An 11,245-nucleotide genomic window follows, 5' to 3' on the forward strand; every position below is an offset into this window, starting at 1 on the left:
GGGCTGCTGGGGTGGGATGTCGGAGGTGGAAGGGATTCTCGCCGACGGGTCGATCAGGAAGAAGGCCAGGATCTTTCGATGGCCTGGGCGCGTCGGGTCGGCCAGGCGGAAGGGGGAGACGCGGTGCTGGAGGATGTTCGGGAAGGCGAGGCAGCGGTCTTCGGAGGTTCGGACCGAACCCAGTACCTGGTTCAACGGATCCTCGTCTGAGATGCCGTAGACGTCCCGCATCCCGGTGCTGTCGTTCTGCTCGTAATCGGGATCGTCGATGGCCGCGCGGAAGCTCAATTGGCTGTCGGTGATGTTGTCGCTGTCCCAGTAGTAGATCGCGGTGGACACGATGCGCTCGTTCATCATCCCCTCGACATGCCAGCTGCCGCCCGGATATTCGGGGATATCGGGGGTGAGATGGATGTTGGCCAGTTTGACGATCACCTGCAGAGATCGGCCGCGGAGGTCGACCCGGCTGGAGTCATCCGGCCCGGGCGGCGGCGTGAAGGCGGGGGCGTCGGGGACCACCGGCCGGCGATTCTCCCACCACTCGTCGAGCGCTTCCTCGTACGCCTCCTCGGCCGCTTCTTCATCCTCATCACCGTCCTCATCGGTGGGCTCCTGCGGCTCGTCCACGTACCAGGAGTAGGGATCGGCCGTGATTCGCAACGGACGCGGATGGCGCAGATCGGTGAGCACCTTCTCGAACAGCGGAAGCACGCGGGTGAACAGCAGCGGCAGAACGGCTTCCAGCTCGCGGTGGGTCTCTGGGTGAACGTTGTTCACGTAAGAGCGGAATGCGGCATTGCCGTCTGCGTCGACCTCGACATCGGTGGGCAGCCACTGGAACTTCTCCGAAAGCGCATACCGCGCATCCTCTTTGCCGGCCTTGGGCCACGTCGAGTCATCGATCCCGCTGACCCCGCGCACAAGGCAGAACAGCGACGGATGCACCAAATCCAACACCCGCCCCTCCGACCCAGGATGCCAATCCCGCTCTTCCTCTGGCACCTCCTCCAACACCCGAACCGCCTCCCGCAGCCGACCTCTCAACTCCTCCTCGACCAAGCTGTCCGACTGCCACACCCCATCTACACCCGACACCTCGATCCCCGTCCCCCCATCCCGCAGCGAGGCGTAATACTCCAATTCCGCCATCACATACCGAATCTGCCCCTCGGTCAGCCCCTGCTCGCTGGCCTCCCGAGCCCACCTCGCGACAATCTCCCCATCCCGCATCTTCTCGAACCACCGCGGCTTAGCCCGAATCTCAGCACTGAGCCGCATCATCTCCAGCTCCCGCAACGTCCGTACCGGCGCAACCGGCACCCGATGAGCGGCAAGAAATGGCAGTGGAAAAGCAGTCAAGTTCAGTCATTCCTTCGCAGGCGGTAGTTCGCGGATTGTTCGTCTGAGGTCAGCTGGTTGCTTCGTCCAACTTGCGGATCCAGGACAGGAATTCGGTGTGGTCACCGTTGTCATGGGCGAGTTCTGCCAGGCGTAGCATTGCCGCGGGATTGCCGAGTTCGGCTGCCCGCAGCCACAATTGACGGGCCTCGGCGAGGTCCCCGCGCTTGGCCAGCATGCGGGCCAGTGCGGACTTCGCCTTCGCCTCCGATCGTCCGGTCGCCACCGCGCGGGTGAACAAACGTTCGGCCTCGGCGGGATCGCGGTCCTCGAGGAGGAGACCCAGATTGAGCAGCGCGTGCGCGCTGCCCGCCGCGATCGCGGCGCGGTACCAGCGTTCGGCTTCGTCGAATGCCTTCCGGTCCTCGCATGCAATGGCCAGTTCGTTCATGGCCCCGGCATTGCCCGCCGCGGCTGCCTTGCGGTAGTGCTCCTGTGCCGCAACGAGATCGCCGCGGTTCCGGGCCAGGTGGCCGAGATTGGTTTCGGCGGCGCTGGAGCCGGTGGCCGCCGCCTTGCGGAACCAGCGTGCGGCCTCTTCTACGGCACCGCGGAGATCAAGCACGGCGCCGAGGTCGACCATCGCGCCGACATGGCCCGATTCCGCTGCCCGGCGGTACGAGCGCTCGGCGCCCTCGAGATCTCCGCGTTGTTCGCAAACCCACCCGACATCCCGGTCGGACTGCGCCCCGGCCGCTTCACGCCCTGTACGTCTCATCTCCGCGCTCCCCCCTCGAACAAACCCTGGAACTACCGCAATTCTATTGGGGGCCACCGACATAAATCGGTGCTCGTGTGCGGGTCAGGCCGAGTATCGGAGTTCGGCTACGCTGGTGCCGTCGATTTGGTTGTGCTGGTTCGGGTCGGTGATCCGTATCGGGTTGAGGTGACGAGGATTCGGGGGCGGGATGGTCGAGGACGCGGATCGGGCTGAGCGGATCGATGAAGCGATCTCGCGGGTCCGGGGGCGGGCAAAGTCCAATGGTGGGACCGTATTCGTCGAAGTCGACGCGTACAAGATGATCACCGATATTCGGATCGCGCCCCACGCCATGAGCGCGGATCCGGCGGATCTTGCGCGGGTGATCGCGGCGCTGCATCGCAAGGCGAGTGAAGAGGTAGAGATCTCCGCTCGGCAGGCGTACGAGGCGATCACTTCTCCCAGACCAACTGCACCCGCTGCTCCCGAGTGGGACGACGAACCGCGGTCGACCTCGATCACCTTCTCGATGTGAGGGCCGAGCACAGATGACGGTCGCATTCGATCCCGAGAAGATGCGCAAGCTCGCGGGCCACGTCCGAGATCGGGCCACCGCTATCTCGGGGAAAACTCCCGTGGCGGGAACCAGCCGCGATGCCGCGCGCGCCATTGACGGTACCGGCATGCTGCATTCGGATTACGCGGTGGCCGTCGAGGAGACGCTGAAGACGCTGGACAAGGTGCTCACCAAATATCATGCGGCCCGGCTCACGCAGCTGGCCGACAAAACCGATGCCGCCGCCAATCTCGCCGAGGCGATGGACAAGAGCAATGCGGAGCAGATGCCGAAATGAGCGATGAGGGATCGAAACTGACCGTTCCCGTGCTGCTCGGCTGGAACCTCAGCCATCTCCGAAGCGTGGCCAAGATCCTGGAGACGATCGGCGGGGAGATCGAGACCGAAATGGATTCGGCCGCAAACGAGATCGCGAGATCGGACGAGTACTTCATCGGTGAAGGCGGCACCAAGGCGCGTGAACAGGGCGACGCGGACAAGAAGGACGGGCACAAGACGGCCGATCTCTATAAGAAACTGGCGGACAAGATCTCCCCGGTCGTAGAGACGTTCGAGATCGAGATCGCGAAGCTCAAGGTTGCGGTGGTCGCCACCGAGAAATCGAAGTGGGATCTGTTCTATACGGACCAGGGCGAGGTCAAGTCGCGCAAATCCAACTGGGAGACCGCGAAATCGCATTGGTGGGACCCCATTTCGGCGGTTGCGGCGAAGGAGCTCGAGATTCTCGCGATCGGGACCAAGTTCCGGGAAGCGCTGGCCGCGATTCGGGTCGCGGACGCGTCGACGAACGAAGTCGCCGGAGTGCTGGAAGATCTGTCCGACACCGTGAAATTGGCCATGGCCAATATTCCGACGGACCAGACGCTCGCCGATATCCTGTTGAACAACCAGGTCGACGATCAGGAGATGGTCGTCTGGCCCAGCGGTACGGTGCTCGAGGCCATCCTCATTTTCGATCCGTCGTTCAAGGCGACGCCGATGACCAAGACCGAGGCGGCGACGCTGGCCACCCTCTTCGCCAAGGAAGGCTACGGGGGTCTGAAAGACTTCTACAACATCAAGAACCAAGCAGCGGACACCGCAGTAGAGCTGTTCCCCGACTCCGTCAATGACGGCCAGGGTGACGCGTTCCGGCACACATATTGGAATGCGCTGATGAGTCAGCGTTTCGGTGAGGACTTCGCGAAGACCTACGCCACCGCCCACGAGGGTGCGCCCGGCCAGCCGTCTCACCGGGAAGCGATGGACCTGTTCAACAATAATCTGGGTCGGCAGATCGCCGACCAGAATCAGGGTGCTTCCACCGACGAGCTGAAGGACAAGGTCAAGGATGCAATCAACCAGGGGAGGGCGATTGTCATCGGCGGCGCGAAGGGTGCCGACCCTCAAATTGGATGGAGCGGTGGACCGAATGGAATTCCGGAACAAGACACCGGACTGCTTCCGGGTACGTACGTTCCCCTGCCGGGGCACTAGCCCGACTATGCGGTCGTTCCTCATGGCGACTTCCATCGCTGTTGCGGCGATAGCAATGCTCAGTGGTTGTTCGGGCGCAGTGCGGCACAACGTCGCGGTGCCGGTGTGTACGTCGACCTTCGACATCAGCGCGAAGGCTGAGGTGCTGGGATCGAACGCACGCCTGAATGATGAAATCGAGAAGGCGTCGAAGCGCAGCGGCACCTTCCAGGCGGTTGACATCACGCGGGCGGCGGGGTGGTCCGACGATTGGGACCGCATGGTGCAGGTCCGTGTGAATGTCACGATGGCGAAGCTGAACAGGAACGCGGGAACGGCAAGCTGTTTCAAGAACCTGCCGGAGTCCGACGGGGAAGGCTACAGGCCGACTCAGTTCTATCTTTTCGTCAAGGACGGCAAACCCGTTCAGTCGGTTCCATGGCCCAACGTGACGAGCACGCTTCAGTTCGGCGACGGCGTATTGACGAAGGATTCCGTTCTCTCCGTTGACGCCAAGGGCTGGATCGTGCCGCAGCAGTAGCGCCTCAGGCGGGGGTGTCGGTGCGGCGGGCTCGGCGGGTGGAGACGGAGGTGAAGGTTTCTCGGTGGGCTAGGAAGCCTTCGAGGGCGAAGGTGGCGGCGCCTAGGCTGGAGGGGTTGTGGGGGAGGGTGTCGAGTTCGAGGGTTACGGCGGAGAAGGGGGCGGACATGGCGTGGTGGGAGGCGGAGCGGCGGGTGGAATCGAGGAGGGGAGTGCCTAGTTGGCGGGCTACGTGGTCGCCGAAGACCATGCGGCGGGGGTTGAAGAGGTTGACCAGGTTGGCTATGGCTACGCCTAGGTAGTGGCCGGTTTTTTCGATTACGGCGGTGGCCACCTCGTCGCCTCGGGCGGCGGCGGTGGCGATGGCGGCGATGGTGGTGGTGTCGTCGTCTGCCAGAAGTGTGCTGGTGGGGTCGAATTCGCGGAGGGTGGCGGTGATGCCGGGGGCGCTGACGTAGGCCTCTACGCAGCCGTTGCGGCCGCAGGAGCAGGGGCGGCCGTCCAGGACGAGGTTGGTGTGGCCCCATTCGCCTGCGCTGTTGGTGACGCCGCGGTAGAGCATGCCGTCGATGACGACGCCGATGCCGACGCCCGCGCGGAGGGTGACGACGATCAGGTCGTCGACGTCGCGGCCCGCGCCGAACCAGAGTTGGGCCGCCGTACTGGCTTTCAGCGGATTGTCCAGATAGAGCGGGTGGGGGAGGCGTTGTTCGAGCAAGGCCTTCAGCGGTACGTCGTGCCAGTGCCAATACGGGGAGAAGACCGATTTGCCGGTCTCGGGCTCGACCAGGCCGGGCACGCTCAGGCCGATGCCCAGCACCTTCTCGGCATCGCCCGCGATCACCTCGTCGATGCCGCGCACGATGAGTTCCACGATGTCGCCGGGCGTGGTCGCGGCGGGATCGACCGGGATCTCGCTGGACCGCAGCACCGTCATCGCCAGATCGAAAACATCCACGTGGATGCTGGTTTCGGCGATATCGACGCCGATCAGCCGCCCACGCTCGGGATTGATGGCGAGCTGGGCGCGCGGCCGCCCGATCCCGGCCGCCTCGTAGCCGAGTTCGGCGAGCACACCCACCTCGAGTAGCTCGGCGATCATGTTGCCGACCGTCGCGAACGACAGCCCGGTGGCTGTGGCAATCTCCTGGCGACTGGTATGACCAGCCGCCGCGTACACCGCCTGCAGCACGCAGAATCTGTTGCGGCGCCTGATATCCCGCGCGGTCAGCTGGTACACGGCCCCGCCCACTCCTTCCATCCGTTGCCGCGAAGATACCGGAGCGCTCCGCGAGATGACTTCTGCCAACAGTATTTACAACAGTTATAAGAAGTCCTACTGTAACCGGCATCACTACCGAATGCCTACTGTGTGGCAGATCACCTAGGAGTGCTCATGTCCTGGACCCACCGACGCCGATGGACCAGCGCGCTGATATGCGGAGCCGCTGTCGCGCTGGCCGCGACGGCCTGCTCGTCGGGCAAGGATTCCGGCTCGAACAATGCTGGCCCACAGCATGAATCGGGCACGGTCAGCCTCGTCTACGCCCAGAAGCAGGGCGATCAGGAGTACTTCATCGGTGAGGCCGACGGCGCCAAGGCCAAGGCCAAGGAACTCGGCGTCGACCTGAAGGTGGTCAACCTCGGCAATGACGCCAACAAGGCGGTCACCGAGGTGCAGAACGCGGTTAACCAGAAGGCCAATGGCGTCATCGTGGTCGTCCCGGATCCCTCGGTCGGCCCACAGGTGGCGACGCTGGCGAAATCGGGCGGCCTGGCCCTGCTCACCTCCGATGACCAGGTCTGCACCAACGGCCCGGACCCGTCCTCGTGCGCCAAGGACAATCTGGTCCCGCGCGTCGGATTCAGCGGCACCCAAATGGGAACCGAGGTCGGCACCCGCGCCGGGCAGGACTTCAAGAAGCTGGGCTGGAAGCCGGAGGAGACCGCCATCGTCGACGCCTGGAAGCAGGACGTCACGGTATGCACCGACCGGGTGAAGGCGAATCAGAAGGCGTTCAAGGAGGCTTCGGGCGCGGACGTGAAGGTGATCGAGGTCGGCACCGACAACACGCCGTCGGATGCGCAGAACAAGATCTCGGCCACGGTCGCGGGCAATCGGTCGGTGAAGAACTGGATCGTCATGGGCTGCAATGACGAGAACGTCAGCGGCGGTGTCGCGGCCATCCAGAACGCCGGCTACGCGGCCGACAATGTGCTAGGCGTCGGCCTCGGCGCGTACCTGGCCTGCAAGGAATGGCGCGGCGGCAAGCCGACCGGCTTCAAGGCGGCGCTGTTCATCAATGGCAAGGACGTCGGCGCGCTGGCCGTGCAGACCATGTACGACTTCCTGAAGAACGGAAAGTCCATGCCCGCCGAGGCATTCGCCCCGACCAAGATGGTCGACGCGAGCAACTGGCAGCAGGCGGGCGTCACGTGCAGTTGACGGGACTGCGGGTCTCCGGGCTCACCAAGGGTTTCGCGGGCGTGCCCGCGCTGCGCGAAGTGAGCCTGGACTTCCCCGCCGGAATGGTGACCGCGCTGATGGGGGAGAACGGCGCGGGGAAATCCACGCTCATCAAGATCCTCGGCGGTGACCATCGGCCCGATGGCGGTCGCATCGAACTCGACGGTGCGGCACTGGAATTCGCCAGCCCGGCGGATGCGCGGGCGGCGGGGATCCGGGTGATCGGGCAAGAACCGGAAATCGTGCCGCACGTGTCGGTGGCCGAGAACGTGTACCTCGGCGCGCTGCCGCGCCGGGCGGGCCGCATGCTGGATCGGGCGGCGCTGCGGGAGCGGGTGCGCGCGGATCTGGTCCGGCTCGGCTTCGACCGGGATCTGGATCCGGACACGCTCGGTTCCAAACTGACTGCGGCACAACGGCAGCTGGTGGAGATCATGCGGGCGCTGACCACCGACGCCAAGGTCATCGCGTTCGACGAGCCGACCTCGTCGCTCTCGGATCATGAGACCGAATCGCTGTTCGCGTTGATCGGGCGGCTGCGCGATCGCGGACTCGCGGTGATCTACGTGTCCCACCGCATGCGCGAGATCTTCCAGCTGGCCGACCGCGTCGCCGTGCTGCGCGACGGCGCGCTGGTCGGCGTGCGCGACACCGCCGACACCGACGATCAGGAGATCGTCCGTATGATGGTCGGCCGCGATCTCTCGACGGTGTTCGCGCGCAAGCATTCCGAGCTCGGGCGAGTACTGCTCGAAGTGGACCACGTCACGACCGACGATGTTCGTGACGTGAGTCTGCGCGTGCACGCGGGCGAGGTGGTGGCGCTGGCCGGACTGGTCGGCGCGGGCCGCTCCGAACTGGCGGGCGCGCTCGCGGGCGACCTGCCGATCCGCTCCGGCGAGGTCCGGGTCGACGGCAAGCGGGTGCGGCTGCGCCAGCCGCGCGACGCGGTGCGCGCCGGAATGGGTTACGCGCCCGAGGAGCGCAAGGCGCAGGCGCTGCTGCTGCATCGCGGTGTGCGCGACAATATCTCGCTCGCCATGCTGGATCGGCTGCGGCGCTGGCGGTTCGTGCGCCGCGGCGCGGAACGCAAGCTGGCGCTGCAATACGTCGAATCCCTGCGGGTGCGAACGCCTTCCATCGAGCAGGAGGTGCGCAAGCTCTCCGGCGGCAATCAGCAGAAGGTGGTGCTGGCGCGCTGGCTGGCCCGCAAGCCGACGGTGCTCATCCTCGACGAGCCGACGCGCGGCGTCGATGTCGGCGCGAAGATCGAGATCTACCACGTCATCGAGGAATTGGCCGAGTCCGGGGTGGCGGTGCTGGTGATCTCCTCGGAACTGCCCGAAGTCCTCGGCCTGGCCGATCGCATCGTCGTCATGCAGCAGGGCCGCGTCACCGGCGAACTGGACCGCGCCGACGCCAGCGAGGAGGCGATCCTCGCCCTGGCCATGGCCGACGACCTGACCGCGCAGCGCGCCTAGGCGCTGACTCATTGAGGAATCTCATGACCGACCAACGAGTCGAACTGACCACGGAGGCAGCGGTTTCCGCTCCGCCTCCGGTATTCGCCCGCTACCTGGGCGGCCTGACCGCGCTCACTCCGCGCAAGGTGATCCGGGCCATCGGCACCGGCAATCTCAGCCTGATCGGCGCGCTGGTGGTGATCGTCGCCATCTTCGCCTGGCTCAACGACGGGTATCTCGACCCGCGCAATATCGCCGGAATCGGTGACGCGGTAACCGTTTTCGGCCTGCTCGCCGTCGTGCAGACCGTGGTGATCATCTGTGGCGCGCTGGACATCTCGGTCGGCTCGCAGGCCGGGGTCGCCTCGGTGATCAGCGCCATGGCGTTCACCTCGGCCTCGGGGAACGCCTTCGTCGGCATTCTCGCCGCGATCGGCGTCGGGGTGGTGCTGGGCCTGGTGAACGGCGTGATCATCGTCTACGGCCGGGTCAATCCCGTGATCGCGACGCTGGCGACCCTGGCCGCGTACAAGGGCCTGGCCCAGTTGATTTCGGGCGGCAAGGCGCAAGGCTTCGTCCTCGACAATGACGTATTCATCTTCCTGGCGCGCGGCAAGATCATCGGACTCCCGGTGCCCGTGGTCGTCCTCGCTCTGGTCGCCCTGGGCGTCCATGTCCTGCTGAAATACACCGACATCGGCCGCAATATCTACGCCATCGGCGGAAACGACACGGCCGCACGGCTTTCCGGCATCAACATCAACAAATACCTGATCGCCGTCTACATGCTGGCAGGCGTGGTCGCCGCCATCGCGGGCATCATCCTCACCGCCCGCACCGGCTCCGGCCAGCCCGTCTCCGGCAGCGAAGGCCTCGAACTCAAGGCGATCACCGCCGCGGCCTTGGGCGGTTGCGCCCTCAAAGGCGGCAAGGGCACCGTAGGAGGCACCCTCCTCGCGGTAATCCTCCTCGGCGCCCTCGACAACGGCCTGAACGTGGTCGGCGTAAACACTTTCTGGCAGAACGTGGCCCAGGGCTCCCTCCTCGTAGCCGCCGTAGTCATCCAGCAACGCCGCAGCGGTGAACGCGCCGTAGGCCTCCCCACCTAACCGCCGCCCGGAGCCCCCATGCGAACTCTCAAGGCACACGTCTGCGCCCCGCCGCCCGGCCAACTAAGCGAAGGCCCAGTCTGGAACCCCCTCACTCGAGAACTCCTCTGGGTAGACATCCGCGCCGGCCAAATCCACCGCGCCACCCTGACCGCCACCCCGGCGACCGGCGGCTCCTTCGATCGAACCGATCCCGCAACCCTCACCCACGGCACCCCCGACCTCCTACACCGCGGCACGATCAGCCTCACCCCACCGGTCAGCGCGGTCCTCCCGTGCGCCTCGGGTCGACTTCTGGCGACCCTGGGGGACAGCATCTTCCGTATCGACGGCCCTGGCGGCAACGGCAGCGGCGCCGATCTCGTCGCCCTCGCGACCGTGCCGCTGCCGGACGACGGCGTGTCCCGGCGCTTCAATGACGCCAAGGTGGATCCGGGTGGGCGGTTGCTGGCGGGCACGATGGCTGAGACGACGGACGGGGTCGGCAGCGCTGAGCTCTTCCGCCTCGATCCGGACAGCACACTGACCACCCTGCGTACGGGCGTCACCATTTCCAATGGGCTCGGGTGGAGTCCAGATGGTCGCACGCTCTATTACGCCGACAGCCCGACACATCGCGTCGATGCGTTCGACTACGACCTGGAAACCGGAACCTTCGGTGCTGGAAGGCCCTTCGCTCATTTCGAGGATGGCGAGCCCGATGGGTTGACCGTGGATTCCGAGGGGCGGGTGTGGGTGGCGGTGTGGGGTGCGGGGCAAGTCCGGGCATTCGAGCCGTCGGGGGAGGTCTACGCCACGATCGAGGTCGGGCCCTCTCAGGTGTCGAGTTGCACGTTCGCCGGGCCGAATCTCGATGTTCTGGTGATCACGAGTGCCGCTGAGCGGGAGGCGGCTAGCGAACCGAATGCGGGCCGCTTGTTCGCCTGTGTGCCAGGGGTGGTCGGGCTGCCCGCGACGCTGTTCGCCGACGAGAAGGTGGTGATCACTGATGTCCGATAAATCGGCTGAGGACTCCCAGCGGTCGACTGACTCGCTGAATCTCGATGTTCCCGTTATCGCCATCCTGCGTGCGCCGACCGCGGACAGGTTTCCTGAGGTGGCCAGAGTTCTGCACGAATGCGGCATAACCGCCGTGGAATTCACGCTCAATTCCGCCGGAGCGCTGGATGCCATACGGGAGTGTGCCGGGTTCGCGCATTCGGTCGGGGCCGGGACCGTGTTGAGTGCGAAGGATGCCGCGCTCGCTGTGGAGGCGGGGGCCGCGTATCTGATCACGCCTGCGGTCATCGACGAGGTGATTGCCGAGGGGAGGCGGCTCGGGGTGCCGGTTATCTCGGGGGCGTTGACGCCTACCGAGATTCATCGGGCGTGGACCGCGGGCAGCAGCATGGTGAAGGTGTTTCCGGCGGCGGTCGGAGGGCCGGAGTACATCAAGGCGGTTCGTGCGCCGCTGTCGGATATTCCGTTGGTGCCCACGGGTGGCGTCGGGCTGGAGGAAGCCCGCGCGTACCTGGAGGCGGGGGCCAGGGCGCTGG

General features: G+C 65.5%; 12 protein-coding genes. 9 read left to right on the top strand and 3 right to left on the bottom strand.

Going from position 1 to position 11,245, the window contains the following annotated elements:
- Together ACAM49_RS34915 and ACAM49_RS34920 are read right to left on the bottom strand one after the other, a co-directional pair.
- On the bottom strand, nucleotides 1-1,359 hold a 1,359-nt coding region (locus tag ACAM49_RS34915; protein ID WP_369639809.1), incomplete at its 3' end, for a DUF4246 domain-containing protein.
- 49 nt (nucleotides 1,360-1,408) lie between these two features.
- A complete protein-coding gene (locus tag ACAM49_RS34920; RefSeq protein WP_369639810.1) occupies nucleotides 1,409-2,116 on the bottom strand; it encodes a tetratricopeptide repeat protein in 708 nt (235 codons plus the stop codon).
- 190 nt (nucleotides 2,117-2,306) lie between these two features.
- Here ACAM49_RS34920 and ACAM49_RS34925 point away from each other — a divergent pair, with 190 nt between their 5' ends.
- Genes ACAM49_RS34925 through ACAM49_RS34940 form a run of 4 tightly spaced genes read left to right on the top strand, consistent with a single transcriptional unit; the run spans nucleotide 2,307 to nucleotide 4,671 of the window.
- Entirely contained in the window at nucleotides 2,307-2,633 is a 327-nt protein-coding gene (locus tag ACAM49_RS34925) for a YbaB/EbfC family nucleoid-associated protein (RefSeq protein ID WP_369639811.1), read from the top strand.
- Between the two features lie 13 nt (nucleotides 2,634-2,646).
- Nucleotides 2,647-2,952, top strand: coding sequence for a type VII secretion target (locus ACAM49_RS34930; protein ID WP_369639812.1), 306 nt, complete (start codon nucleotides 2,647-2,649; stop codon nucleotides 2,950-2,952).
- Nucleotides 2,949-4,151, top strand: coding sequence for a hypothetical protein (locus tag ACAM49_RS34935; RefSeq protein ID WP_369639813.1), 1,203 nt, complete (start codon nucleotides 2,949-2,951; stop codon nucleotides 4,149-4,151). The genes ACAM49_RS34930 and ACAM49_RS34935 overlap by 4 nt, the downstream gene beginning before the upstream one ends.
- 22 nt (nucleotides 4,152-4,173) lie before the next feature.
- Nucleotides 4,174-4,671, top strand: coding sequence for a hypothetical protein (locus tag ACAM49_RS34940; protein ID WP_369639814.1), 498 nt, complete (start codon nucleotides 4,174-4,176; stop codon nucleotides 4,669-4,671).
- A 4-nt stretch (nucleotides 4,672-4,675) separates the two neighbouring features.
- Here ACAM49_RS34940 and ACAM49_RS34945 read toward each other — a convergent pair whose 3' ends face one another.
- A complete protein-coding gene (locus ACAM49_RS34945; RefSeq protein WP_369639815.1) occupies nucleotides 4,676-5,911 on the bottom strand; it encodes an ROK family protein in 1,236 nt (411 codons plus the stop codon).
- Between the two features lie 156 nt (nucleotides 5,912-6,067).
- Here ACAM49_RS34945 and ACAM49_RS34950 point away from each other — a divergent pair, with 156 nt between their 5' ends.
- The 5 genes from ACAM49_RS34950 to ACAM49_RS34970 form a co-directional block, all read left to right on the top strand.
- Entirely contained in the window at nucleotides 6,068-7,117 is a 1,050-nt protein-coding gene (locus ACAM49_RS34950) for a substrate-binding domain-containing protein (RefSeq protein WP_369639816.1), read from the top strand.
- On the top strand, nucleotides 7,108-8,619 hold the full coding sequence (locus ACAM49_RS34955) for a sugar ABC transporter ATP-binding protein (RefSeq protein WP_369639817.1): 1,512 nt from the start codon (nucleotides 7,108-7,110) through the stop codon (nucleotides 8,617-8,619). The genes ACAM49_RS34950 and ACAM49_RS34955 overlap by 10 nt, the downstream gene beginning before the upstream one ends.
- 23 nt (nucleotides 8,620-8,642) lie before the next feature.
- A complete protein-coding gene (locus tag ACAM49_RS34960) occupies nucleotides 8,643-9,710 on the top strand; it encodes an ABC transporter permease (RefSeq protein WP_369639818.1) in 1,068 nt (355 codons plus the stop codon).
- An 18-nt stretch (nucleotides 9,711-9,728) separates the two neighbouring features.
- Nucleotides 9,729-10,709: an SMP-30/gluconolactonase/LRE family protein gene (locus ACAM49_RS34965; protein WP_369639819.1), complete on the top strand. Its 981-nt coding sequence runs from the start codon at nucleotides 9,729-9,731 to the stop codon at nucleotides 10,707-10,709.
- A 97-nt stretch (nucleotides 10,710-10,806) separates the two neighbouring features.
- Nucleotides 10,807-11,245, top strand: a 439-nt coding sequence (locus ACAM49_RS34970) for a bifunctional 4-hydroxy-2-oxoglutarate aldolase/2-dehydro-3-deoxy-phosphogluconate aldolase (RefSeq protein WP_369639820.1), incomplete at its 3' end; no start/stop codon positions are given.

Source organism: Nocardia sp. JMUB6875, from assembly GCF_041154655.1.
In the GTDB taxonomy this organism is placed as follows: domain Bacteria; phylum Actinomycetota; class Actinomycetes; order Mycobacteriales; family Mycobacteriaceae; genus Nocardia.

Coding starts and splice junctions, on each gene's coding strand:
- ACAM49_RS34920 (WP_369639810.1), bottom strand. CDS start 2,116: ATGAGACGTACAGGGCGTGAAGCGGCCGGGGCGCAGTCCGACCGGGAT.
- ACAM49_RS34925 (WP_369639811.1), top strand. CDS start 2,307: ATGGTCGAGGACGCGGATCGGGCTGAGCGGATCGATGAAGCGATCTCG.
- ACAM49_RS34930 (WP_369639812.1), top strand. CDS start 2,647: ATGACGGTCGCATTCGATCCCGAGAAGATGCGCAAGCTCGCGGGCCAC.
- ACAM49_RS34935 (WP_369639813.1), top strand. CDS start 2,949: ATGAGCGATGAGGGATCGAAACTGACCGTTCCCGTGCTGCTCGGCTGG.
- ACAM49_RS34940 (WP_369639814.1), top strand. CDS start 4,174: ATGGCGACTTCCATCGCTGTTGCGGCGATAGCAATGCTCAGTGGTTGT.
- ACAM49_RS34950 (WP_369639816.1), top strand. CDS start 6,068: ATGTCCTGGACCCACCGACGCCGATGGACCAGCGCGCTGATATGCGGA.
- ACAM49_RS34960 (WP_369639818.1), top strand. CDS start 8,643: ATGACCGACCAACGAGTCGAACTGACCACGGAGGCAGCGGTTTCCGCT.
- ACAM49_RS34965 (WP_369639819.1), top strand. CDS start 9,729: ATGCGAACTCTCAAGGCACACGTCTGCGCCCCGCCGCCCGGCCAACTA.